The following is a 25,052-nucleotide window of genomic DNA, read 5'->3' on the forward strand; positions in this document are numbered from 1 at the left end:
TCCCACGATCTGGGCCAGATAGAAACGTACTGATAATTTTTAAATCTGCCAACGTGTACCGAAGGCGACGCCGGGAGAGGCGGACCCGCTGACGCGACACCGCTACGACTATCGTGGTAAGCAGTCAACGGCGATCCATGAACGGACTACTGCGCCGTCTGGTCGGCGGCGACGAGAGTCGGACGAGGGTCGGGCTGTTCGTTGACGGCCCGAACGTCCTCAGAGACGAGTTCGACGTCGACCTGGACGACCTGCGCGACATCGCGGCCGAAACCGGCGACCTCGCGGTGACACGGTTGTACCTCGACGAACACGCGACGCCGGGACTCATCCAGGCCGCCGAGGCGCGTGGCTACGAGGTGATCGTCACGAGCGGCGACGTGGACGTAAAACTCGCCGTCGACGCGGCGGCGGCGGTCGTCGACGGGACGATGGACGTACTGGCTATCGCCTCGCGGGATACGGATTTCAAGCCGGTCGTCGAAACCGCCGGGAAACGCGGGGTCCGGACGCTCGCTATCGCTCCGGGCGAACACGGGAAGTCCGACGCGCTCGGGAACGCGGCCGACGAAGCGCTCGTCGTCGACGCCTGATAGGAACTGCGACGGGCGTCCGTGACGCCGCGCGCCGGAGGCGAGCCGCCGCCATCGAGGTCTCGCGCGCGGGACCGACCCCTTTTCAGTGCTGGAACGCCCACTGCGGACCGATGACCGATCTCGACACGCCGGTGCTCGACAATCACCTCCACATCGACCCCGACAACGGGCGCGGGATCGAGGCCGTACAGGACTTCGCGCGCCTCGGCGGCACGCACCTGCTCGTCGTGAACAAGCCGTCCTGGCATCTCGGCGTCGAACCCGAGGTCGGCGAGGACTTCCGGGCGGTGTTCGAGCGGACGATAGAGGTCGTCGACCGCGCGAGCGAAGTCGTCGACGGCACGGCATGGCCCGTTCTGGGCGTTCACCCGGGCCTCGTCACGCGTCTCGTCGACGACCGCGGGTTCGCGCCCGAAGACGCACGTGACCTGATGCAGGCCGGCATCGATGTCGCCGCGGAGTACGTCGCGGACGGTGCCGCAGTCGCGCTGAAATCCGGTCGCCCGCACTACGACGTGAGCGAGGCGGTGTGGGACGCGTCGAACGATGTCATGCGCCACACCTTCGCGCGCGGCGCGGACGCGGACTGCGCCGTCCAGTTGCACACGGAAGCGAGCGAGGAGATGACCGCCGTTGCGGAGTGGGCCGAGGCCGCCGGCCTCCCCCGCCACCGCGTCGTCAAACACTACGCGGGCGGCCGCCTCGTCGGTCCGACGCCGAGCGTGATGAGCGAGAAAGAGCGGCTAACTGTCGCCGCCGAATCAGGGGAACCGTTCCTCATGGAGACGGACTTCGTCGACGACCCCGACCGGCCCGGTGCGGTGCTGGGGCCGAAAACCGTGCCGCGCCGGGTGCGCTGGATGCTCGAAGAGGGGTACGACGACGCCGTCGAGCGGGCACACGTGACGACGCCTGGCCGCGTGTACGGCCTCGACACCGTCGCCACGCTCGACGGAGACTGATAGGTTTTTGCACCTGTATGCCGGTCCGCGCCGACCCCGCGTCGGCGCACGACCGAACTGAATTACAACTGTCCGTATGAGGAAGTGTCGGTTCGGCCCAACGCACCGGTGAGAGAGAAAGGCATTTCAGGCGGCCAATGTACCCTCATGTATGAGCGAACCGCCGCAGGAGTTCTACTCCGAGGAACGCTGGCAGAACTGGGTCGACCGCATCAAAGACGAGGAGATCGATCCCGAGGACGAGGACTCCGCCCGCCTGCTGTTGAATCTGCAGGACGACGCGGCTATCGCCGTGGCGAAAATCGTCTCCGCGTACGACGACGAGACTCTCGACCAGGAGACGGCCCTAGAGGAGATAGCGGACATCCGCGAGATCGTCCTGAGCGAAGTCGACTTCGAGGACGAGGAGAAACTCATGCTCATCGACGGCGTGCAGACCAGTCTCGTCTGCGTCTTCTACGCCGCCGAGGAGTTCATCGCCAACGGCCCCGCCGAGGAGGCGAGCGTCGAGGAGTACATCCGCGCGGCCGCTGACGCCGAGGCCGAGGAGGACTTAGACGCCGCACTGGGGTACGTCGCCCAGGCCGGCACGCGTATCATCGACGGCGACGAACTCGACATCTCGATCGCCGAAGAGGTCGAGTACGGTCTCGTCACTGAGTGGGTGAACGGTCTCGACAGCCTACAAAGCGCCATGAGCGACCCGGAAGTCGTCGAGGAGGACGAGGCGGAATAACCATCACGGAGGCAACCTGTCTCCGGCAACAAGTGTTTTACTCTCCCCGTCTCTAGGTGTGCCCATGCAGTTCGGGGACGACGAGCGCGCAGCAGCGATCCAGGTCGGAGCGACGCTGCTTTTCGGTATGCTCATCATTTCGATGGCGCTCTACCAGGCCACTGTCGTCCCCGACCAGAACAAGGGAATCGAGTTCAACCACAACCAGAAGGTACAGGGCCAGATGCAGGACCTCCGCAACGCCGTCGTCTCCGTCCCCGGCGGCGGTAACGGGGGGTCAGTCACGCTCGACCTCGGGACGACGTACCCGTCGCGGACGCTGTTCTTGAATCCCGGCCCGCCGTCCGGATCGCTGCGGACGGTCGGGACGAACGAGGAGAACGTGAACGTCAGCGTTTCGCACGCGGTGGCGACCGACGGCGAGGTCGAGGACTTCTGGAGCGGCGACGCTCGGAACTACACGACGGGCGCGCTCGTCTACGAACCCCGCTACCACGAGTACCAGAACCCGCCGACGACGGTGTACGAACACTCGTTGCTGTACAACAAATTCCGAGACGCCAACCTCACGGTGTCGGACCAGACCATCGTCAACGACCGACAGATAACGCTCGTCACCCTCGATGGCAACCTCTCGGAGAACGGAATGGGAAGCGCGTCGGTGACAGCCCGGTCCGTGAGCGCCTCGACCAACACCGTCGCCGTCGAAGCTGATAGCGATCCGATCAACATCACCGTGCCGACGCGCCTCGACAACGACACGTGGAGCGAGGCGCTCAGGGAGGAGTACGCGAGCAACGGGGGCCACATCGTGGGGCAGTATCACGAGGACGTAAGCGGCGCATCGTACGCGCTACTGACGATAGAACTCGAAGAGGGCCCGACATACGACCTGCAGATGGCGAGAGTCGGCGTCGGGACAGGCGCGTCGGCCGGGTCGGCGGAGAGATACATCACGGACATCGAGGGTGGCGGGTCCGTCCAGACCGGTAGCACGCAGGAAGTGACGGTCGAGGTTCGCGACACGTACAACAACCCGGTGAGCGGGAAAACGGTGAACCTGAGCGCGACCGGCGGCGAGTTCGAAAACGCCTCGGGTCCGCCGGCGGCGGATATCACTCGGACGACGAACAGCGACGGCCGGGTGACGGTCACGTACAACGCGCCCGATAGCAAGGGGACCGACACCGTTACCGCGAACGTCAGCGCGTCGCCGAACGCGAGCGAGAAAGTCGAGTTCGAGATGAACGTGGAGAGTTCAGGTGGTGAAGCGTCGTTAGGAGTCGGATCGGGCGGAACGTCCGTCTACTCCCCGAGTTCGAACACGGCACGGATGTCGGTCGCAAACGGAAAGTGGACGGCGATCACGAAGACCGACCAGTTGATCCTCAGTGACACAGACCCGGTGTACGTCAGCGGCGACGACTACGTGAAGCTCCGGTACTCGGTTGAGAACCGGACGACATCGTTCGATATCACTGTCGAGGCGTTCCGTGAACCGGACGGGTCGAACCCGGGCGGGAGTGTCGAGATCTACTCTAGCCGGACCGGCTCCTCGACAACAGCCAACCTCAACGACGGGGCCGTAGACGCGATATTAGACAGTGACAGGTCGTACGACGGGACCGATATCATCAATCGGGAGAGCTACCGGACCCCGTCGGCCGGGTTCGTCGATAGCCTTCGTACGATAGCGGATCTCGACAACTCGTCGACGACGTACACCACCACGACGATCAACGGGCAGGTGAACGCGACCTACCGCGGCGAGGCGTTGCTCACTGCCGTCGAGCCGGATCCCAGCACGACGAACGACCGAACCGAGTTCGTTCAGATTCACTTCGAGAACTCGACGGAGACTTCGGGCTGGACCATCGCTGACAGCGACCAGTCTGAGACGCTTCCCGTCGAACGACTGCAGGGCGACTACTTCCTGACTAAAAACGAGACGGCCTTTCTCAACGCCCACGGGTCCGTTTCAGCGAACCGCGTCTACGAGACCTCGCTAAGCCTCGACAACGGAGGCGAGGCGCTGACGCTCACCGACGCGAACGGCGAACTCCGAGACGAAGCGGCGTACGGGTCCGAGAGCACGTCGAACGGCTGGAGCGTTTCGGTTGGTACCAGCGAGGTCGGGTATCGTACCGCTTACAGTGACGAGAGCTACCGGGAGACGGACGAAAGGAGCGATTGGGGCACGCAGTCCGAGAGCGTGTTCTTCGGCGGCAGTAGCGGACAGGTACGGTACAACGGCGACGGCTACGCCTACGACGACGACGGGTCGGTCGGGATCCGCGAAGGAGTTACGTTCAGTGTCGAAAACACGGCAACGACTGACGTGACGGTCACCGATGTCACAGTCGATCCGGCAAACGCCAACATCGACGAACTGAGCGACCCCGTCACAGGCAACGGGATCAACGAGAGCGAACTGTACATCGAAACGAGCAACACCGATGGGGTCGCTGACGCCGACAACGGTGTGACACTCCCGTCGACCCTTGACCTAAGCGGCGGGAACGGTTACAACCGCGCACAGGAAGCTGTCATCGGAAGCAGTGACAGCGCACGGTTCTGGCTGTACCGGTTCCTCCAGAACGGCGGGGAACACGACATGGTCTGCGAGGAGGTCGAAATCACGGTCGAGTTCGAGAACGAGCCGAGTCAGACGTTCACCGTCACCCCCGAAGACGGTGCCGGCGGTGCCTGCGATGCGACCGGACCGCCGACGGAGGGCATCGCCTTCCGCGGAACGGATAACAGCCTCAAGACGATCGATTCGAACGGCCGTCTCAACGACTACAGCCCGAACAAGCCACTGAGTACGGGGCCGATGACCGCCGACCTCGACGACGATAGCGCGATAGACCTACCGTACATGGACCAGAACAACAACATCGAGATAACGGACCTCAACGGCGACGTGAGACGACTGGTCGACGGGGGTAGCGTGACCCAGACGCGTCTGGCGGTCGGCACCTGGGACGGAGACACCTCCGTCTTCTTCGTCAACGGACAGGGGAAACTGTCCAGAGTTACTGGTGGCAGCTCCGCGCAAGCGATCGATAAAAAGCCGTCTAAGAGCAACAATTTCAAACCGATAGCGGCATCCTCCGCAGTCGGCGTCGCCGACATGAACGGCGACGGAGACGCTGATCTGGTGTTCGTCAACAGTGATCAGGACCTGGTGTTCGTCGAGGACAAGAAAAACGGCGATAGGGAAGTCATCAACACGGGAATCAATCTCAACACCGCTGCCGCCACCGGCGCTCCGGCCGAGTACGACGCCGACGGAGCGCCGGAAGTTCCGTACGTAGACGGGAACGGGTTCGTCAACCTGGCGGACGAGAACGGTAACGACCGGGAGCTTACGTCGGGCAGTATCGAATCCCCGGTCGGAACCTTCGACTGGACCGGTGACGGGACTCCCGAAGTGATTTACGTCGGCCTCGGCCCCAACGGTAACAACTACTACCTGAAATACGCGACCGATTCCGGCGGTGTCGGATACGTCCGCGATACGAACGGCGACAAGGTAAGGGTCAACGACAACGGCGTCGGTGCCTCCTGACGCAGTTCGACGATCGTCGATCGCCCAGACGACAATAACTTATACCACTGTTTCGTTGGTCGGGGTATGACCGCAGTCGGTATCGACGCCATCGAGATCCGGACCGGGAATCTCAAGCTCGACCTCCCGAACACCTTCGCGCCGGCGAAAGGCGAGGAGCCGGGCAAGTACACGAAAGGGCTGGGCTTGAACGCGAGTTCGTTCCCGGACAGTTATGAGGACATCGTGACGATGGGCGCGAACGCCGCCCACCGCCTGATGGAGCGCAAGGGGTTGACGCCCGACGACATCGGCCGGATCGACGTCGCGACCGAAAGCGCGTTCGACAACTCCAAACCCGTCTCGACGTACATCGCCGGCTGTCTCGAAGACGTGTACGGCGAGAACTTCCACCACGCGAACAAGGGCGAGCGGAAGTTCGCCTGCATCGCGGGCACTCAGAGCTTAGACGACGCGTACAACTGGATCAAGGCGGGGCGTAACCGCGGACGCGCGGCCCTAGTCGTCGCTACTGACACCGCCCTGTACGCGCGCGGCGACGACGGCGAAGCCACGCAGGGTGCCGGTGCCGTCGCCATGCTCATAACCGAGGACCCGTCGGTCGTCGAGATGAGTACGGAGCAGGGGTACGGCAGCGCGGACGAGACCGACTTCCTCAAGCCGAACCAGCAGTTCCCGAGCGTCGACGGCAAGCGCTCGGTGCAGGTGTACCTCTCTCGCATGCGCGAGGCGCTGGAGGACTTCGAGAGCGTCGCGGGCGACACGCATCCCGACGACTACGCGTATATCCCGTTCCACACGCCGTTCCCGGGTATGGTCCGAAAGGCCGGCCTCCTCGGATATCGGCACATGATCCGCGACACGTCCGTCGAGGACGAACTCGCCGAGGAGATCGGTCGCCAACCCCGCCGCGAAGCGTTCGACAACGACGAGGCCTACGAGGACGCCGTCCTCGAGTACATGGACGCACTGAAAGAGACAGACGCCTACCGCGAGTGGTACGCGAACACGATCGACCCGACGCTCACCATCTCCCGCGAGGTCGGGAACTGGTACACCGGCTCGGTCCACGTCGCCCGCGCCAGCGCGCTTCGACACGCGCTGCAAAACGACGTCGACCTTGTCGGAAAGCGCCTGCTCATCGGGTCCTACGGCAGCGGCGCACAGGCCGAAATCCACGCCGAGACGGTCGTCGAGGGGTGGGAAGAGGAGGTTCGCGCGCTGAACGTCGAGGAGCAACTCGCGGACCGCCACGACCTCTCGTACGGCGAGTACGAGTCGATCCACGATTCTCACAACCACGAGAAGGACACGGACATGGACGCCCTGACCGTCCCCGAGGAGGAGTTCACCTTCGACGGGTGGGGTCGGATGGGCGAGCGGAAGTACCGGTACGTGGAGTAAGCCGACGACCCTTTTTCCCGGTATCGTCGAAGTATTCGCGACCGAGCGGCCCTCTGTCGCGAGTGGTTTCCGAGCCGAGCGGGCCCAATGGTTCCGCTGTCCGTGCGTACGAGCGCGGCCTATGAACGGAGAGTGGTCGCCGGAGATGACCCGACGAAAACGGCCGCTACGGCAGTTCCCGCATCGCGTCGAGCATCTCGTCTTTGTCGGCGTCCGTCACTGCCAGCGCGAAGTCGTCGATGGTAGCGAGGTCGGGAGCGTGTTCCCATAGCTCGTCTTCGGTGATCCCGTGGAGGACAACGGCGTTCGGGGTCGGGTTGACGACGCGCATGGCGACCAGCGGCGACTCGCCGCGGGTGATCCCGGTGAACACGAGCGCGCGGTTCGTGCTCTGCCCGTAGAGGCGATAGAACTCCTCACTGGAGAGGCGGGTGATCGCCTCGATGGAATCGATGACCGTGTGGCCGCTTATCCGGTCTTGCGTGCCGCGAACGAGTTCGGTCGCGCCGACGGTTTCGTAGAACCGCCCCAGCGAGACGGTCGTCGAATACTCGCGGAGGTCCTGGACGATGTCGCTTTCGAACCCGGCCGAAAGGACGCGCGCGTACTGCCGGATCCGACCGCCGCCCCGGCGCTCGTCGATGTCGAGCAGACCAGTGACGACCCGTTCGATGACACCGATTCCGGGGCTCTTGCGACGGCCGCTCTCGTAGTCGCTGATGACGGACGAGGAGACGTCGAGTTCGTCCGCGAGTTCCGTCTGCGAGACGTCGAAATCGGTACGCCATTTCCGGAGCGTCGCGCCCGGATCATCGCTCAGGGTTATCTCGCCGGCGATCTTTTCGGCGAGGTCGCGCCGTGCCCCGTTCGTCCGTGCCATGGTAAGGGGGTGAAGAGAGCGGATAATAGCTCTACCGAAACCACCGTTCGACAGACGACGAAGACGAGCGGCGGGAGACCCGACCGCTCCGGTCTAAGGGACGGGAACGCTGATAGGTTCGGCACACGTGGTGTGTGGGTATGCCGTCGACCGTCGTCCACGTCGCGCTGGCCGGTCTCGTCGGGACAGCACTTCTCGGGGACGAGTTCGACGCTCGCGCGATAGCGGTCGTGATGGCCGCAACGGCCTGTATCGACCTCGACGTTTTCCTGGGCTGGTACTTCATCGGGACCCACAGGGCCGCCTTCCACACGTTGCTTTTGCCGCTGACGGCCGCCGCAGTCGTGTACTACGACACTCGGATGAGCGAACAATCGCGGATCCGGACGAGATGGGGTCCGTATGGGTCCCGCGTTGCCTGGTCGACTATCGCGGCCGTGACACTCGCGGGTATCGGCCCAGACCTGACGTTCAACGGCGTGAATCTGTTGTATCCCCTACACGACCAGTTCTACGCGTTCGACGGCGAACTGTACTACTCGACGGACGGCGGTATCGTCCAGACGTTCGTCGACCTCGAAGAGTCGGCGCGCGGAACGACTCAGGAGACGCAGTTCTACACCGGCGTCGATCCTGAACCCGGTAGCACTGGCGCTGATGCCGGCGGCGACGGCGGGTCCCCGGAACGGATCTTCCCCGTCGTCGCGAACGGCGACCAGTTGATAGTCGTCGTGGCGGGAGTCGTCACGGTCGCGGCGCGCCTGTTTGAGCGGCGGGCGTGACCGACAGTCCCGGCGGCAGACAGACGAGCGCGTTGGTCGGAACCGCACAGATAAACAGGATCGGGCGAGGAGATGTGGTATGGACGTTCGAGCATACGACTCCGACACCGACGAGAACGACCTCTGGAGACTCAAGCGCGCCTTCGAGCATGGTCTCGGCGCGAACACCGGCGGCGAGGAGAAGGAAACAGCCTACGAGGACAAACTCACTGACGACTACCGCGAGCGGTATCTCGACTGGGTCGAGCGCTGTACCGAAGACGAACCGGACTGTGTGACCGTCGCAGCGCTGGACGGCAGTCTCGTCGGCTACGCGTTCGTCCTCCCCGAACGTCTGGCGATGATCTGGGACGCTGCCGTCCTCAACGAGATATACGTCGCCCCCGAGTATCGGGGGTCGGGCGTCGCCGACGACCTGATCGCGGCGGCGATTGGTACGGCCCGCGACCAGGACCTACCGCTTGATCGGATCGTGCTCGACGTGGACCCGAAAAACGACCGCGCGCAGGCGTTCTACGATAACTACGGTTTCGAGCCCTGGGGCGAGATGGTCGCCCGGCCGCTGTGATGACCGTCACGACCGGTACGGCCGGCCGTTCACATCCCCGGCCCGTCACGCCGTCGCCTCGCAGTACTCCTCTCTCCGGATCGTGTAGCGGTGCTGGTCGTGGGCCTCGCCGGACTTGACTTCCCAGTTGCGAACGGTCCCGTCGTAGGAGCCGCCGAACCGGTCAGCGTACTTCTCGATCGCACGCTGAGATTTCTCGTTCCCGGCCTGATGTTCGACGGCGACGACATCGAGGTCGAGTCGGTCGAACGCGAGGCGCATGAACGCCGCAGCGCGCTCACCGGAGTACCCGCGTCCCCAGAAGCGCTTGCGGAGCCACACGCCCAGCGTCCCGGTCTTTTGCTCCCAGTCGAACGTCATCCCGGCTCCGCCTGCGATGTCGCCTGAACCGTCTTCGTTCTCACGCGGCCTGAGCAGATAGGCGGCGCTGTCGCCGCGTTCCCACTGTCGCTCGACCATGTCGACGTACTCTCTGGTCTCGCGGATGGACTCGTGCGGGTCCCACGACAGGTACTCCGTCACCTCGTCGATGGCCTCGTCCGAGGAGCAGATCCGATAGTACTCCGGCAGATCGACGGTCTCGTGGGAAAGGCGTTCGATGCGCAGGCGGTCGGTTTCGATGGTTTCCGGAAACGATTCGTTTCGCCGCCGTTCGAGGAGTTCACCCATCGCGGAACACCAGATGGTCGTCCGGCCGGTTCGCCTCCCACTGCTTCTGTGTGACCGTGTAACGATACAGGTCGAGCACCTCGTCCCCGTCGGGCACCCAGTTCCGCAACAGGCCGTCGTAACCGCCGCCGACGCGGTCGACGTACTTCTCGATCGCCTGTTTCGATCGCTCGTTCCCCTCGAAATATCCGGTCGAGACGAGGTCGAGGTCGAGGCGGTCGAACGCGAGTCCCATGAACGCGATAGCTCGTTCGCCGGCGTACCCGCGGCCCCAGAACCGTTCCTTGAGGACGAGGCTGAACCGCGCGCTGCGACGGTCCCAGTCCGGCGTCAGCGCCGCCATCCCCGCGAACTCGCCGGCGTTCGGTTCGCCCTCCCGCGGGAAGACGGCGTACCTGGCCTTCTCGCCGTCGTCCCAGTTCCGCTCGGCGGCGACGAAGCGGTCCCGGGTGTCTTTCAGCGTGTCGTCCGGAGTCTTGGTGACGTGCTGTAACTCGCGCTCCGTCTGCTCGTCGCGCGACAGCGCCTCGTAGACCGGTTCGAGGTCGACGTGGTCGCGACTGAACTGGACGAGGCGCAATCGCTCCGTCTCGATTTCCTCCGGGAACATCAACTGATTCCGGAGGTTCCGGCCGTGGTGTGATAAGCGTTCTGGAGGCACGAGAGCGTTCGGCGAGGCGACATGGCCGGGTGATGACAGCCGGAAACGTGTCGTGAAGCGTATACCACGATATGAAATCGGATCAGTAGTCAGGACGCTGTTGCGTAGACACGTTTCGCGGGCTATTCGGATTCCCTAGACGACCCCGGCCCATCCGTCACGGCTAGATTCGCACTGATCCACTCGACCGCCGCCGCGACCTCGTCGGCGTCCGTCCCAGACAGTTTCAACCGCCCCGGCGTCTCGCCTTTGCCCGGATAGCTTCCGACGGAGACGTCGAAGCGTTCGTCCACGGCGTCGATGATATCACCAAGTGCGCCTTCCGGCGTCGGCGTCCACACCGTCTCCGAGACGGCGTCGCCGACGAACTCCGCTTCGACCAGGTCGAACATCGCCCGCATCTCGTCCGGGAACCCAGGGAACACGTAGACGTTCTCGACGGCGCAACCCGGCGCCCACCCCGCGTCCGTCGCGAGGGCGCGAGCGTCCTCGGGGAGCGACGCCGCCGCGTCGAAATCGAGGTCCAGATCGTACTCCTCGGCCAGTCCGGGGTTCTCCTCACGGAACTCCCGAGCCTTCTCGACCAGTCGCCCGCGCTGATCCTCGTCGAGGAGCATGTCGCGCTCCAGTGCGTCGGCGACTGCCTCCATCGTCACGTCGTCAGGCGTCCCGCCGAGACCGCCCGTGACGACGACGGCGTCGAACCCACCCGACCACTCGCGGACGTGTTCCGCGATGACGTCGCGGTCGTCGGGGACCGTGAGGATCCGCCGTACTCGTCCGCCGCGGTCCGTGATCTCCTCGGCCAACCACGACGCGTTGGTGTTCGTCGTATCGCCGGCGAGTATCTCGTCGCCGACGGTGAGGATAGCGACGTCCATGCGCTAGATCGGTGGAGTACGACTGTCCGTCTTTCGCAACAGCGCGGAGGCTCGTTTACTTGCGGCTCGATGTCGTCGTACCAGACGATGCCCGAGAGCGACGGGACGGACGGGACCGGCGCTGCTACGGGAGGGTCGCGTACACGACCGAAGGAGGCTGTCCGGTGGGTTCTCCTTACCGGCAGCCGCCGACTGCTAGCGGTGCTACTGTTGGTCACTATCCTCCTATCGCTCGTTACCATCGGAACCGTGTGGGAACTGGAGATGCAGACGCTGGTCGACGAAACTCGAGCGGTCCAGACGCTGTTCAACACGCTCCTCGGCGGAATCATCCTCTTCGTCTCCGTCGTCCTCTCGATCAACACTGCCGTCATCTCGGACGAGTTCGGACCCCTCGAAACGAAACAGTCACACGTCGAGGAGTCGATCGAGTTCCAGACGGAACTCGAGGGGATGGGAACGGGGATCAGCCCCGCCGGGTTCGGCGATTTCTACCTGTTCGTCCTCGAGACACTCGACGAGGAGGCCGACACCTTGCGGCGAGAGGCGAAGTCGATCCTCGACGAGGGCGACCGCGGGGACGTCGTGGCGATCGCTGAGGACGTCCAGGAGGAAGTCGCGCTCATCGAAGAGCGGATCCAGTCGTCCGACCGCAGCCTGTCCGCCGTCGTCGTGGCCGGTCTGGACTACGACTACGCCCGACATATCAACGCCGTTCGTCGACTCAGAGCGACTCGCGGCGACAGATTTCCGGAGCCCGTACGCCAGACGCTCGACGACCTCATCTCCGTTCTCACCATCTTCGCCTCCGGTCGGGAGTACTTCACGACGCTCTACTACAAACGCGAAGTACGGGCGCTGTCGGGCGACCTCCTCGTGCTCTCGCTTCCCGTCATCGTGTTCACCTCGTTCGTGTTGCTTGCCATCGACGCGGGCCTGTTTCCCTCGTTCACGGTGTTCGACATCCAGCGACGCCTCCTCTACGTCAGTATCGCCTTCGTCGTCGCGCTCTCACCGTACGTCCTGCTCAGCGCGTACATGGTCCGGATCCTCACCGTCTCGAAGCACTCGCTCGATCCGGGCGGTTTCACCGCGGAGTAGTGATCCGAGAAGCGCCGGGCGACTCCCGGTACCTAGAAGCTAGGAAGCGCTCCCGGAGAGATCCCCGACGGGTCCGCAACCACTAAACGCGGTTCGTCCGTACGACCGAGCAATGACTGACTGGACGGAGAAGTACCGCCCCTCGACGCTCTCCGAGGTCCGCGGGAACAACAAGGCCCGCGATAAGCTAAAAGAGTGGGCGGAGACGTGGGAGGACCACCGGAAGGCCGCCATCGTCCACGGCAGTCCCGGCGTCGGCAAGACATCCGCGGCGCACGCGCTAGCAAACGACATGGGGTGGCCGGTGATGGAACTCAACGCCAGCGACTCGCGCACAGGGGACGTGGTCGAACACATCGCGGGCGAGGCTGCGCAGTCGGGAACACTGACCGCGGGCGAATCCGGCCGCCGACTTCTGATCTTGGACGAGGCCGACAACTTCCACGGCAACGCCGACTACGGTGGCTCGCGGGCCGTCACTGGAGTCGTCAAGGAGGCCGACCAGCCGATAGTCCTCGTCGCCAACGAGTTCTACGACATGAGCGACAGCCTCCGGAGCGCGTGCGAGGAAATCGAGTTTCGAGACGTCTCCTCGCGCTCTATCGTCCCCGTTCTCCGAGATATCTGCCGACAGGAGGGCGTCGAGTACGAGGACGACGCGCTCGATGCTATCGCCGACAACACGAGCGGCGACCTCCGGTCCGCGATCAACGACCTCCAGGCGCTCGCCGAGGAGACCGAACGGCTCACCGAGGACGACGTGGTCACCGGCGCACGCGACGAGACCGAGGGCATCTTCGATTTCCTCGACGACCTGATCAAGAACCTGGACGCTCAGGACGCGCTGTACGCCTCGTACGACGTGGACGAGACGCCGGACGACATGATCAACTGGATCGAGGACAACATGCCGAAGGACTACCACGGGGCGGAACTCGCGGACGCGTACGGGTTCCTCGCGAATGCTGACCGCTGGCTCGGTCGCGTCCGCGCCACGCAGGACTACTCGTACTGGCGCTACGCCGGGGACAACATGACCGCCGGCGTCGCCGCCGCCCGGAAGGAGAGCAAGGGCGGGTGGACTCGATACGGGCCGCCGAGTTACTGGTCGAAGTTGGGGCGCACGAGCGCGACGAGGAAACAGCGCGACCGCATTGCCCGCGAGATTGCCGAGCGGTCCGGCACCAGCATCGGCACGGCCCGGCGGGAGATCCTCCCGTTTCTCGCGACGATGACACATCACTGTAAGAACCGCGAACTCACCGTCGCGATGGCCGCAGCCTACGACTTAGACGAGAGCGACGTGTCATTCATCACGGGAAGCGGCGAGACGACGAACAAGGTCCAGAGCGTCGTCGAAGACGCGCGAGAGCGCCGCGACGAAGCGATCGAACACAACGCGGGCGGCGCGTTCGAAGGAGCAGTACGGGATGCTATCGACGGGGCTACCGAGGGCGACTCCGACGATGGTGACGCGGACAATACGGGCGGGCCGAACCCGACGAACGGCGACGAGGTCGACGACGCCGCCGACCCCGCCGCGTCGGAGGACCAGTCCGGCCTCGACGACTTCATGTGACCGTCGGCTGAGCGGGGGTACTCACTGCCGTCAGACCGGGTTCGTTCACCAGGGGCGGACCGGGAGCAACTCCTCCGCGCGGACTTTCACTGCGTCTCCCTCCCGTGGAATTATCACGTCGATATCCTCGCCGTAGTCGACTATCATCTCCCGACAGACGCCGCAAGGCGGGATCAACTGTATCTCCTCCGCCTCGTGTTCCGGCATCGGATAGCTGACCGCCGCGATCGCATCGAACTCGTCCTCGCCGTCCGCGATAGCTGACCCGATAGCGACCGGCTCGCCGCAGCCGGACGCCCGACCGATGCTCGCCGGAACGCTCACCCCGTCGTACATGGCTCCTGACGCCGTTCTGAGCGTGGCAGCGACGATATGCGCGCCGCCGAACTTCTCGTGGTCGACGCAGTCGGCGACCGTCTCCGATGCCCGGTCGATCAGGTCCCGGTCGGCCGATGAGAGAGATCTCGTTTCCATAGCCATCTCGACCGAGGAGGGAGAATAAGTCTTCGGGTGACGCAAGGGTTTATACTCGAAGGGGCGGCCAGAACCGCCGTGATCTGACCGACCCGCCGCGAAGCGGTCCGCGGTCGTGCGGCCGCCCGCTTCGCGTACGCTACGGCCGCCTGTTCGCCATCACAGTTATCGAGTTCATCGCCTCTCGTGCTGTCGGGCAGAGATCTGAAGACTGTCGAGACACCAGGGTGTCGAATCCTGTCACGACGGGACGTTCGACAGTATCACCCGTTTAACGCACCCGCAGGTAGTACCGACGGGGGCAGGTGCTTCCGGAGTTCGTCGACCGTGTCCGCGGGTTCGGAAAAGACAAGCGGCGGTACGGTGTGTACCGGTACGCCAGTCATCCGCTCCAGTTCCGCCGGGTTCGTCCGTTCGGCGACGCTCGCGCCCTCGAACTCGTTTAGAACAACGGCGTGAACGTCGACGCCGCGGCGCTCTAGCGCGCTCACCGACAGCGCCGTGTGGTTCAGTGTCCCCAGCCCCGACCGCGCGACGAGAACCGCTGTACAGTCGAGGTCTGAGACGAGGTCGATCACCTCGCGTTCGCCCGCAAGCGGCACGCGAAGGCCGCCGATCCCCTCGACGATCCCGACAGTTGTCGTATCGAGTTCGCGCTCGCACCCGTCGCGGATCACGTCGTAACCGAGCGTGACGTCCTCGCGCTCGGCCGCGACCCGCGGTGCGAGCGGAGGCTCTAACCGCCGCAGACAGGTCGCAGCGTCCGCTGTACCGCAGGCCTCGGCGACGAACGCGGCGTCGTCGTCTGGCGGATAGCCGGTCTGGGCCGGCTTGACAGCACTCGCGTCGACCCCTTCCTCTCGAAGCCACCCCGTCAGTCCGGCGGTGACGACGGTCTTTCCGACTCCGGTGTCGGTGCCGACGACGGCGAGTCTCACAGTATCCCGACCTCCGTGCCGGCCTCTCGAAAGACGTCAACACAGTGCGCGATGTCCGATTCCGTGTGAGTTGCCATCGGTGCGACGCGGATACGACTCGTTCCGTCCGGCACCGTCGGCGGGCGGATCGCCGGTGCGGCGACGCCGCGTTCGCGGAGAGCGGCAGCTAGATCGAGTGCGTCGTCGCGGTCACCGATCATGACGGGTAGGATCTGCGTTTCGCCCCTCACGTCGTAGCCCGCGTCCGTCAACCTTTCGCGGAGCATGGCGGCGTTCACCCAGAGCGCGTCGCGGCGGTCGTCCGCACGGGCGATCTGGAGCGCCTTGCGAGCGGCCGCCGCGGCGGGCGGCGCGAGTCCCGTCGAGAAGACGAACGAGCGCGCCGCGTTGACGAGATGCTCGACAAGTACCTCGTCACCGGCAACGTATCCGCCCTGACTGGCGAGCGCCTTCGAGAGCGTTCCCATCTGTACGTCGACGCGGTTTTCCAGTCCGTCTCGCTGGACGATGCCGCCGCCGTCCTGGTACAGGCCCGTCGCGTGAGCCTCGTCGACCATGAGCCACGCGCCTGACTCATCGACGACATCGCAGAGTTCGGACAGCGGCGCGACAGTACCGTCCATACTGAAGACGGAATCGGTGACGACCAGCCACGACTCGTCGCCCGCTACGTCCGCGGAACGGCGGTCCATCCGCTGTGACAGGTCATCCGGGTCACAGTGGTCGTACACAACCGTTTCGGCGTCGGCGAGTCGGCACGCGTCGACGATGCTAGCATGGTTGAGTTCGTCCGAGAACACTACGTCCGGGGCGAGCGCTGTGATCGTGCCGACGTTGGCGGCGTAGCCGGACGAGAACGCGAGCGCTCGCTCGGTCCCCTTGGTATCAGCGAGCGCACGTTCAAGTTCCCGATGAATCTCGGTGTCCCCGGTGAGAAGCCGACTCGCGCCGGCCCCGGTTCCGACCGAATCGATGGCCTGTGCCGCGGCATTCCGAACGCGTTCGTCGGTCGTCAGTCCGAGGTAGTTGTTCGCCGCGAAAACCAGCAGTTCGTCGCCGGTGAACGACGGAGGATGGCCGTTCGGGTCGGCGGCCATCCGCGATCGCTCGGCGACGCGGTCGACGGGTTGGAGGTCGCGGCGAAGGCCGCGTCGGTCTCGTTCGTCGAGACGCTCCGCGAGGTCGAACCCGTGTTCGTCACCGGGAGTACGGTCGCAGTCGGCCATCAGAACTCCGGTAGCAGGTCTGCGGGGCCGAACACGCCGTATTCGCCAGCACGGTTACGCCGGACTCCGGCCTTTAGGTAGCCGAGTGCGGGGCCGTTGACGTTCGCGGCCATGCTTGTGTCGTCGTCCAACTGGAACGTGTTCGTCCCGCGTTCGCCGTCGAACGTTCGGCCTGTCACGCTGACGGTGGTCGTCGTCGGCTTTTCGTCGCTGCGGACGTCGAGGATGCCGCCGACGCTGACGTCGTCTGCGTCACAGATGCCCGCCCGTTCGAGCAGTACGTCGTCGGCGTGTTCCATGTCTTCGAACTCGATGATGCCGTCGTGTTCGTCGACGATCGCTTCGATCTCCTCGTCGGAAAGGTCGCGCGCGGTCTCGATGTCGTAGCCGTCGAGGTGTGCGATGTCTTCGCGGACGGTGCCGCGGTTGTCCTCGTAGCCGGATTTGAGGCCGACTCCCCACCAGATCTCGACCTCCTCGACCTCGACGAACGACTGGGCGGCAAGCGCCGCCGCGCCTGTGAGGAACCCGGGGGTCGCGCCCGCGCCGCAGACGAACGTGATGCCGCTTTCCTCGAACTCGTCGGCGCGGTCGTCGAGCATCCCGATAACCCGGGAGCGCTTGAGCACGTCCACGAGGACGCCCTCGTAACCCGCCTTTGCGAACTGTTCGCCCACGCGCGGGATGAAATCGTGTTCCAGGTTCGGCAATGCGATCAGGACCGCGTCGATAGCGTCGCTATCGGCGATTATGTCCTCGATCGGCGTCTCCGTAGGCTCTGCCTGTGCCGAGGCGGCGACGCCCGCGTCCTCGCCTCTCTGTTTGACGGCCGCCGTCCCCCCGTCGGTGACGGCCCCGTCGTCCGGACCGCTGGCGATGTTCCCCTCGGTCGCGTCCAGCAGTTCGTCCACGTCGAGGCCGCCGTGGTCGACGGCGATGCCGTTTCGGTCGCAGGCCGCGACGGGAACGAGCGCGTCCTTGTCCTTCGAGACTTCGAGCGTCCGTCTGCCGATACCGCCGGTGCCGAGTACCGCGAAAGTGATTTCGTCCATATCTAATCCTGTGTCGCGTTGCTGGTCGCAGACCCCGCAGCGGTCTCGGCGGCCGCGTCGTCGCCGTCCGTCGACCGCTCTTTCACCCGTTCGGGGTCGAATTCGTTCGCGTCGGTGTTCGGTTCCATCCCCGCGCGTTCCATCACTTCTATGTCGTCGCCGGGGGACTGGCCGCCAGTCGTGAGATAGTCGCCGGTGAGGATCCCGTCAGCGCCCGCTTCGAACGGGAGATGCTGCTCATCCGGTGAGAGGTTGACCTCGCGACCGCCGGTCAGGCGGACGCGGGCCTCCGGGTGGAGCAGTCGGTACACAGCGACTGTCTTGACGATTCCCTCGGTTGTGATGTCCGCCGCCGGAGTGCCGTCTTCGGCGGCGCTAGTTACGTCTCGGGGCTCCTCGCCCAGCGGGGTCCCCGCCACGGGATTGAGCACGTTCACCGGAAGCGATGAAATCCCGATATCCTGTAGCGCGACGGCCGCCTCCACGCGGTCGGTCGGCGACTCGCCCATGCCGAGGATGACCCCCGCACAGAGGTCCATCCCGGCCTCTTTGGCGATTTCGAGCGTCTTCACACGGTCCTCGAACTCGTGGGTGCCGACGATTTCGGGGAAGTAGCGCGGCGACGTTTCGATGTTGTGATTGTAATGGTTGATCCCCTCGTCGGCGAGGATAGCGGCCTCTTCCTCCGTGAGGATGCCGAGCGAGGCGTCTACTTCTACGTCCGTCTCATCGCGGACGAGGCGGATCGCCTCCAGCACTTCGTCCCACTCATCCGGTCGGTGCTCTTTCGAGACGCCTTTCTCGGCCACGACGATACCGAACCGCTGAGCGCCGTCCCGCTCGGCGCGTTTCGCCGCCTCCAGTATCTTCTCGGGCCCGAGAAAGCCGTAGGTGTCGATGCCGGTGTCGAAATGCACCGACTGCGCGCAGAACCCGCAGTCCTCGGCGCAGTCGCCCGCCTTCGCGTTCACGATGGAACAGGCGTCGACCGTGTCGTCGCCGAACTGCGAACGCACGTAGTCGGCGGCCGGCGCGAGGTCGTCGACCGGTTGCGCGTAGAGCGCCAACCCGTCGCGCCGGTCGAGTTGTTCGCCGGCGAGGACACGTTCGACTGCGTCGTCTACCGTCCGATTACCCGTTTCGTAAACCACGCTCTAGCGGTCAGTTGACGAGACTATAATAGTTCGGGATCCAAGGTCGTGGAAACTACCGACACAGTGCAGGGCGGTTCTCCTAGTAGTTATATCAGAAACATGAACGAAAGTTTCGAGCTGAGGAGACTACTGTCGCGACGCAGGAGGACTGTCTACTGGCGTCCCTTGATTCGGCCGACACCGGGGATGGACGTCCGGCGTTCGACGGTCTCCATCAGTTTCGCGGCCGATATCACCAGCGCGAGATACAGCACGCCGGCCAGGGTGAACACGGCGGTGTACCGGAAGTTGTTCGACGATATGTCCTGTGCCTGGTGGAACAGTTCGGGGACGGTGATGAACGCCGCCAGCGAGGAGTACTTGATGAGGTAGACGAGTTCGTTCGTCCACCCCGGGATGGCGTAGCGAAGGCCCTGCGGCAGAACCACGTACCGGATGCCGTCGAGTTTCGACAGTCCGATAGCTCGCGCGGCGGTCAACTGGCTCTCTTCGACGCTGATGAGCGCCGATCGAATGTACTCTGCCTGATAGGCGGCGCTGTTTATCGTGAAGCCCACGATGGCAACCCACACCGCCTCGTCGGGAACCCAACCCTGACCGACACCGGGTAGGCCGCCGAGGAACGAGGTCAAACCGATACCGTAGTAGAGGACGAACAACTGGACGAGCAGCGGCGTCCCACGGATCAGTTCGGTGAACGCGAGCGAGAGATACGACGAAGTGGTCCCGTACACGCGGGCGATCGAAAGCGGCACGGCGAGGACGAACCCGAACGTGATACCGGCGACGGTCAGCACGACGGTGAGATAGACGCCGCTTGCCATCTGCGGGAGGAACTCGACGGCGAAGGCGACCCACTCAGGGATCCACTCGGGAAGGCCGGCGGGGTCGACGAACGGTTCGTCGGGCGCCGCGCCGGCGTCGACGACTCCCCAGTCGTTCAGCAGGCGGACGGCGAGCCATCCCCAGAACAGGATCCCCGCCGCGGCGGTAACGACCTGGCCGGGCGAGAGCGACCGAAATATGCCCGTGCGGGAGCGCGTCGCCGTCTCGCTCATGGCTGCGCGTCACCGTGGCGGGCCGTGATCCGACTGAGGAACTCTCTCGTTCGTTTCCGCTCCGATCTGTCGAAAAGCTGTTCCGGCGGGCCGCGCTCTACTATTTCCCCCTGGTCGAGGAACGTCATGGTGGAGGCGGCCTCTCTGGCGAAGGTCATCTCGTGGGTAACGACGAGCATCGTCATCCCGCCCGACGCGAGATCGCGCATCACTTCAGTCACCTCGCCGATGAGTTCGGGGTCGAGCGCGCTCGTCGGTTCGTCGAACAGAATCAGTTTCGGGTCCATCGCGAGCGCGCGAGCGATGCCGACACGCTGTTTCTGCCCGCCGGAAAGCTCCGCCGGGTAGGAGTCGGCCTGGTCCCCCAGACCGACTTGGTCGAGATGCTCCATCGCCTTCTCGCGGGCCTCGACCTTGCCCATGCCGCGGACGCGTCGTAGGCCGAGAGTCACGTTGCCCAGCGCCGTCTTGTGCGCGAAGAGGTTGAAGTCCTGAAACACCATCCCGACGTCGCGCCGGAGTTCGTTCACGTCGGTGTCCGGGGCGGTCACCCGGTCGCCGTCGAGATAGATGTCGCCGTCGTCGATTTCCGTGAGGCGGTTGACACAGCGCAGTAGCGTCGATTTGCCGCTCCCGCTGGGACCGACGACGACCTCCACGTCGCCGACCTCCATGTCGAGGGAGACGCCGCGCAGTACCTCCTCGTCGCCGTAGCTCTTGTACACCGAGTCGAGACGTAGCAGTGGATTCATACTGATTCCTCCGTGGGGATACCGTAGTACTGGCCGAGGTAGTCGAGTCCGCGGTTCGTCGTGAACGTCAGCACGAAGTAGATGGCGCTGGCGAACAGGAACACCTCCATCACGGCGGTCGTCTCCTGGATGAACAGTTCGCGACTCAGCGTCAGGAGTTCCGCGACGCCGATGGCGTACGCGATCGAGGTGTCCTTGAGGACGATAGTCATCTCGTTCTGGAACCCGGGGATCGAACGACGGAGCGCCTGCGGCACGACCACCCACCGGATCGCTTCCAGTTTCGACATGCCGACCGAGCGGGCCCCCTCCATCTGGCCCTCGCTCACGCTCTGGATGGACCCGCGGAATATCTGGGACTGATACGCGGCGCTTCGCAGGCCGAGACCGACGATCGCCGTCTCGAACGCGCCCCCGAAGCGAAACACGAAGTAGCCGAAGAAGAAGATCACCAGGATCGGGGTGCCGCGTAACACGACGCCGGCCGTCCCGACTATCGCCCGCAGTACGCGACCGCCGTACACCTCAACCACCCCGGCGGGAAAGCCGACCAGAAAGCCGAGCAGGACGCTCGCCACGGTGAGCAACACCGTCGTCAGCGTCCCCTCTAGCAGATAGTCGGCGTTTTCGAAGACGAAACCCCAGTCCCCACTCTGGAGGACCACGGCCCCGAACGACGCGTCGGCGAGGGCCTGTAGCATCGAATTACTCCGAGGCGAACCACTTGTTCGTCAGTTCCTCGTACGTGCCGTTGTCCCGGACTGCCTGCAGTCCCTCGTTGAGAGCGGTCCGAACATCGTCGGCCCCCTTCTGAACGGCGAACCCGTACTCCTCGTCGGTCTCGAAGACGAAGGCGACCTCGACGTCGCGGTTGGATGCGAACGTGTTAGCAACAGGGTCGTCAAGCACGACGGCTTCGATGTTGCCGTTCTCCAGGTCCTCGACGGAGAAGACGTAGTTGTCGTAGGTGTTGTAGTTGGACTCCTCGTACGTGCCGTTCTCGATCCGGTCCTGGATCAGCCCTTCGCCGGTCGTCCCGCCCTGTGCACCGATGTCGTGGCCGGCGAGGTCGTCCATCGACTCCGGCGAGAAATCGCTCCCCTCCTGTACGAGGACAGCCTGATCCGCGCTGTAGTAGGGGTCCGTGAAGTCGACCGTCTGTTTTCGCTCGTCGTTGATCGTCATCGCGGCGGCGACGACGTCCGCCCGGTCGTTGTCGAGTGCGGGGACGAGCGACGTGAAATCGAACTCCTGCCACTCGCCGAGTTCGTACTCGGTTTCGTCGATAACGGCGTTGAGCAGGTCCACGTCGAAGCCGACGAGTTCTCCGTTCTCTTTCATCTCGAACGGTGCGAACCCCGGATTGGTTGCGGGCGTGAGAGTCTGGTCGTCGTCACCGCCACCGGTGATCGAGTCGAGACAGCCGGCGATTCCTAGTCCTGCGACGGTACTTACCGATGTTTTAAGATACGTACGTCGATCCATACCGAAAAAGCAGTGGCTATACCTATGTAAATGCTTTAATTCGTGTTCGTCAGGGAAGTGCGTCGGATAACAGGGTTTACGACGACTTCCGGAACGGCGAGGCCGACCCGACCTGTCCGGACGGGTCCGACGGCGTGGCGAGTTGCGCTACTCGACGGCGGCGGAGCGACCGCCGGGCGGGTCCGAGCCGTCCCGTCGTGAACTCAATCGGAACGCGGCGAGCGTGGCGACGAGGACGACGAGGTTGAGTCCGACGGCCACTGCCACCGTGTTACCCGTGAGCCAGACGCGACTGATCAGCAACTGGACCGCGAGCGTCCCCGCGGCGGCGAACGAGACAAGCCGGACGTGCGATTGTCCGGCGACGTCGACGTCCCCCAGCCACAGACCGGCGGCGAACAGGGCGGCTAACGCGGCCAGGCTCGCGGCGTAGTAGCCGATAGTCGCGCCGAGAGACGTGAGTATCAGTCCGGGCGTGAGCACGACACCGAGCAGGAGCAACGGGAGCGACCCGCCGAGCGCTATCCGCGATCGCGAGCGGCGCGTCCCGCCGGCGAGGCGTCGAACCGCCGGGCCGGACGCGAGTGCGAAGGCGGCGAGAGGGACGGCGGTGGCCGCGACGAGACCGGCGCGGTCGACTGCCGGGCCGTCCGAAAACGACCAGGCGGCGACGGCCACCGGAACGCCGAGTATCACCGGCGGGAGGGCAGCGATCCGGGCCAGTCGGGCGGCGTCTCTGCGCTCGCCGTCGTCGCTTGCGTCGGCGTTTCGGTCGTCTCCGGCGCGGGTAGCGGCCGTCCCCTCACCGCGTGTCGTGTCACCGTCGGCGAGCGCCCAAGCCGCGACCGCGGTCACGGGCAGAAAGATCAGCAACGCCGTGGCGAAGTGCGCCGCGAGGATCAGGAGTTCGTACTCGGTGACGGTGAGCGCCCCGAGAACGATCTGCGTCGGCAGGACGAGCGTCGCCGTCGCCGCCGCGTACCGGACTCGACGGGAGCGACCGCCCCGCCAGGCGGCGGCGGTCAGGCCGAGGATCATGAACCCCGTTGCCATCGCCACCAGCCGGTGGAACCACTCGACGAAACTCCCCCAGTTGGCCGGGAACAGGCCGAACACCGCCCCGTCGCAGAACGGCCAGCGCGTTTCGCAGGTGAGACCGAACCCAGCCGTCGCCGTGTAGAGGCCGATCAGGATCAGGAGGAACGTCATGATCGCCGTGGCGACGGCGAGGCCCCGAAAGCGGTCCGTGCCGTTCGACCCGGAAGTCGAGGACATTGTTTAGAAATCAGTCGCTCGCGCACTTATGTCACGCGGTTTCGGCGAGTGATTTCCCGCGTTTAGGGCCGCGGAACTCGACAACCGTCCGGTGGCTTCAAGAACGGGTACGGACTGGTAGCGAGCATGAGAGAGGAGCGACTCGACGCGTATCTGGCGGAGAACGACCTCGAATCCGTCTGGTTCGCGCAACCGAACAGTTTCGCGTGGCTCGCCGGCGGCGACAACGTCGTGGACCGCTCTGCGCCCGTCGGCGTGGCTGCCGCCGGATACGACGGCGAGAGCGTCACCGTCGTCACGGACAACATCGAAGCGCCGCGTCTCGCCGCCGAGGAACTCGACGACGACGTGACCGTCCACGAGACTGAGTGGTACGACTCCTCGCTGGCCGACGGCGTCCGGACCCACGCGACGGAGCCCGCGGCCGCGGACTTCGACGTTCCCGGGTTCGAGACGGTCGACACTTCGTCGCTCCGGCAGCCGCTGACCGAGGCCGACATCGAACAGTACCGCGAACTCGGGCAGAAGGCGGCCGCCGCGCTGGAGGCGGTGTGCAAGGAGATCGAACCGGAAGACACGGAGCATGAAGTCGCCTCCGCGCTCCGGGTCGCGATGTCGGCGCGGGATCTCGAAGCGCCGGTGGTGCTGGTCGGCGGCGCGGAGCGCGCCCAGACGTACCGTCACTACACGCCGAAACGGGAGGAACTGGGGGCGTACGCACTCGTCTCGATCACCGCGGAGAGCGGCGGTTTACACGCGAGTCTCACCCGGACGGTCGCGTTCGACCCCCCGGAGTGGCTGGAGGAGCGCCACGACGCGGCGATGACCGTCGAGGCGACGGCGCTCGCCGCGACGCAGGAGGCGGCGGCGAACGGCGACGCCGCAGGGGCCGTCTTCGACGCGGTTCGGGACGCCTACGAGGCCGTCGGCCACGAGGGAGAGTGGAAACGCCACCATCAGGGCGGTGCCGCCGGGTTTGCCGGACGCGAGTGGATCGCGACCCCGGGCCACGACGGCCCGGTGACGACGCCGATGGGCTACGCCTGGAACCCGACGGTTCAGGGGGCGAAAAGCGAGGACACCGTTCTCGTCACCGAGGACGGCTTCGAGGTCCTCACGCGGACCGGTCGGTGGCCGACCGAGGTCGTCGCGGCGGTCGACCGCGACGTGACTGTCGACCGCCACCGCCCGCTTTCGCCGTGATTTCGACGAATGACGAACTGTCGTTTCGTCAAAGTTTATAACGGC

24 protein-coding genes are annotated in these 25,052 nt (G+C 64.9%); 10 read left to right on the forward strand and 14 right to left on the reverse strand.

Annotated features, from left to right (window positions below; genetic code table 11):
* The first annotated feature begins 137 nt into the window (after positions 1–137).
* The 5 genes from EYW42_RS07640 (at position 138) to hmgB (ending at position 7,269) form a co-directional block, all read left to right on the forward strand.
* Positions 138–593, forward strand: coding sequence for an NYN domain-containing protein (locus EYW42_RS07640; protein WP_135534653.1), 456 nt, complete (start codon positions 138–140; stop codon positions 591–593).
* Positions 594–706: 113 nt separating this feature from the next.
* Complete coding sequence (locus EYW42_RS07645) at positions 707–1,558, forward strand: TatD family hydrolase (protein WP_135534654.1); 852 nt, start codon at positions 707–709, stop codon at positions 1,556–1,558.
* 151 nt (positions 1,559–1,709) lie between these two features.
* Complete coding sequence (locus EYW42_RS07650) at positions 1,710–2,294, forward strand: DUF2150 family protein (RefSeq protein ID WP_135534655.1); 585 nt, start codon at positions 1,710–1,712, stop codon at positions 2,292–2,294.
* Positions 2,295–2,358: 64 nt separating this feature from the next.
* Positions 2,359–5,865 carry an invasin domain 3-containing protein gene (locus EYW42_RS07655; RefSeq protein WP_135534656.1) on the forward strand — a complete coding sequence of 1,169 codons (3,507 nt, stop codon included), beginning with the start codon at positions 2,359–2,361 and terminating at the stop codon, positions 5,863–5,865.
* A 66-nt stretch (positions 5,866–5,931) separates the two neighbouring features.
* Positions 5,932–7,269 carry a hydroxymethylglutaryl-CoA synthase gene (gene hmgB, locus EYW42_RS07660; protein ID WP_135534657.1) on the forward strand — a complete coding sequence of 446 codons (1,338 nt, stop codon included), beginning with the start codon at positions 5,932–5,934 and terminating at the stop codon, positions 7,267–7,269.
* A gap of 166 nt (positions 7,270–7,435) precedes the next feature.
* Here hmgB and EYW42_RS07665 read toward each other — a convergent pair whose 3' ends face one another.
* A complete protein-coding gene (locus tag EYW42_RS07665; RefSeq protein ID WP_135534658.1) occupies positions 7,436–8,149 on the reverse strand; it encodes a helix-turn-helix domain-containing protein in 714 nt (237 codons plus the stop codon).
* A 140-nt stretch (positions 8,150–8,289) separates the two neighbouring features.
* Here EYW42_RS07665 and EYW42_RS07670 point away from each other — a divergent pair, with 140 nt between their 5' ends.
* Both EYW42_RS07670 and EYW42_RS07675 read left to right on the forward strand, forming a co-directional pair.
* Entirely contained in the window at positions 8,290–8,931 is a 642-nt protein-coding gene (locus EYW42_RS07670; protein WP_135534659.1) for a metal-dependent hydrolase, read from the forward strand.
* A 79-nt stretch (positions 8,932–9,010) separates the two neighbouring features.
* Positions 9,011–9,499, forward strand: coding sequence for a GNAT family N-acetyltransferase (locus tag EYW42_RS07675; protein ID WP_135534660.1), 489 nt, complete (start codon positions 9,011–9,013; stop codon positions 9,497–9,499).
* Between the two features lie 45 nt (positions 9,500–9,544).
* Here EYW42_RS07675 and EYW42_RS07680 read toward each other — a convergent pair whose 3' ends face one another.
* The 3 genes from EYW42_RS07680 to EYW42_RS07690 all read right to left on the reverse strand — a co-directional run bounded on the left by EYW42_RS07680 (position 9,545) and on the right by EYW42_RS07690 (position 11,710).
* The gene (locus EYW42_RS07680; RefSeq protein ID WP_135534661.1) at positions 9,545–10,168 is read right to left on the reverse strand and encodes a GNAT family N-acetyltransferase; all 624 of its coding nucleotides are present in this window, start codon (positions 10,166–10,168) and stop codon (positions 9,545–9,547) included.
* Complete coding sequence (locus EYW42_RS07685) at positions 10,161–10,778, reverse strand: GNAT family N-acetyltransferase (protein ID WP_135534662.1); 618 nt, start codon at positions 10,776–10,778, stop codon at positions 10,161–10,163. The genes EYW42_RS07680 and EYW42_RS07685 overlap by 8 nt, the downstream gene beginning before the upstream one ends.
* A 173-nt stretch (positions 10,779–10,951) precedes the next feature.
* Positions 10,952–11,710, reverse strand: a complete 759-nt coding sequence (locus EYW42_RS07690) for a competence/damage-inducible protein A (protein ID WP_135534663.1) — start codon at positions 11,708–11,710, stop codon at positions 10,952–10,954.
* Between the two features lie 87 nt (positions 11,711–11,797).
* Between EYW42_RS07690 and EYW42_RS07695 the strand changes: the two genes are divergently transcribed.
* Both EYW42_RS07695 and EYW42_RS07700 read left to right on the forward strand, forming a co-directional pair.
* Positions 11,798–12,811 carry a hypothetical protein gene (locus tag EYW42_RS07695; protein ID WP_202613829.1) on the forward strand — a complete coding sequence of 338 codons (1,014 nt, stop codon included), beginning with the start codon at positions 11,798–11,800 and terminating at the stop codon, positions 12,809–12,811.
* Positions 12,812–12,923: 112 nt separating this feature from the next.
* Entirely contained in the window at positions 12,924–14,390 is a 1,467-nt protein-coding gene (locus tag EYW42_RS07700) for a replication factor C large subunit (protein WP_135534664.1), read from the forward strand.
* A 45-nt stretch (positions 14,391–14,435) separates the two neighbouring features.
* Here EYW42_RS07700 and EYW42_RS07705 read toward each other — a convergent pair whose 3' ends face one another.
* The 10 genes from EYW42_RS07705 to EYW42_RS19775 all read right to left on the reverse strand — a co-directional run bounded on the left by EYW42_RS07705 (position 14,436) and on the right by EYW42_RS19775 (position 23,804).
* Complete coding sequence (locus tag EYW42_RS07705) at positions 14,436–14,864, reverse strand: cytidine deaminase (RefSeq protein WP_135534665.1); 429 nt, start codon at positions 14,862–14,864, stop codon at positions 14,436–14,438.
* Between the two features lie 263 nt (positions 14,865–15,127).
* Positions 15,128–15,802: a dethiobiotin synthase gene (bioD, locus tag EYW42_RS07710; protein ID WP_135534666.1), complete on the reverse strand. Its 675-nt coding sequence runs from the start codon at positions 15,800–15,802 to the stop codon at positions 15,128–15,130.
* Complete coding sequence (locus EYW42_RS07715; protein WP_135534667.1) at positions 15,799–17,028, reverse strand: aminotransferase class I/II-fold pyridoxal phosphate-dependent enzyme; 1,230 nt, start codon at positions 17,026–17,028, stop codon at positions 15,799–15,801. Before EYW42_RS07715 ends, bioD begins: the two co-directional genes overlap by 4 nt.
* Entirely contained in the window at positions 17,028–18,080 is a 1,053-nt protein-coding gene (locus EYW42_RS07720; RefSeq protein ID WP_135534668.1) for a transcriptional regulator, read from the reverse strand. Before EYW42_RS07720 ends, EYW42_RS07715 begins: the two co-directional genes overlap by 1 nt.
* Before the next feature lie 2 nt (positions 18,081–18,082).
* Positions 18,083–19,231, reverse strand: coding sequence for a biotin synthase BioB (gene bioB, locus EYW42_RS07725; RefSeq protein WP_135534669.1), 1,149 nt, complete (start codon positions 19,229–19,231; stop codon positions 18,083–18,085).
* Positions 19,232–19,386: 155 nt separating this feature from the next.
* Entirely contained in the window at positions 19,387–20,292 is a 906-nt protein-coding gene (locus EYW42_RS07730; protein ID WP_135534670.1) for an amino acid ABC transporter permease, read from the reverse strand.
* A complete protein-coding gene (locus tag EYW42_RS07735) occupies positions 20,289–21,044 on the reverse strand; it encodes an amino acid ABC transporter ATP-binding protein (protein ID WP_135534671.1) in 756 nt (251 codons plus the stop codon). The genes EYW42_RS07730 and EYW42_RS07735 overlap by 4 nt, the downstream gene beginning before the upstream one ends.
* Positions 21,041–21,745 carry an amino acid ABC transporter permease gene (locus EYW42_RS07740; protein ID WP_135534672.1) on the reverse strand — a complete coding sequence of 235 codons (705 nt, stop codon included), beginning with the start codon at positions 21,743–21,745 and terminating at the stop codon, positions 21,041–21,043. Before EYW42_RS07740 ends, EYW42_RS07735 begins: the two co-directional genes overlap by 4 nt.
* A gap of 4 nt (positions 21,746–21,749) precedes the next feature.
* Positions 21,750–22,529, reverse strand: a complete 780-nt coding sequence (locus tag EYW42_RS07745; RefSeq protein WP_135534673.1) for a basic amino acid ABC transporter substrate-binding protein — start codon at positions 22,527–22,529, stop codon at positions 21,750–21,752.
* A gap of 147 nt (positions 22,530–22,676) precedes the next feature.
* A complete protein-coding gene (locus tag EYW42_RS19775; RefSeq protein WP_202613830.1) occupies positions 22,677–23,804 on the reverse strand; it encodes a COX15/CtaA family protein in 1,128 nt (375 codons plus the stop codon).
* A gap of 126 nt (positions 23,805–23,930) precedes the next feature.
* On the opposite strand from EYW42_RS19775, the gene EYW42_RS07755 reads away from it, so the two are divergent.
* Positions 23,931–25,007: a M24 family metallopeptidase gene (locus tag EYW42_RS07755; protein ID WP_135534674.1), complete on the forward strand. Its 1,077-nt coding sequence runs from the start codon at positions 23,931–23,933 to the stop codon at positions 25,005–25,007.
* Positions 25,008–25,052: the final 45 nt, after the last annotated feature.

It is taken from the genome of Halostella pelagica (assembly GCF_004762015.1).
Taxonomy (GTDB): domain Archaea; phylum Halobacteriota; class Halobacteria; order Halobacteriales; family Natronoarchaeaceae; genus Halostella; species Halostella pelagica.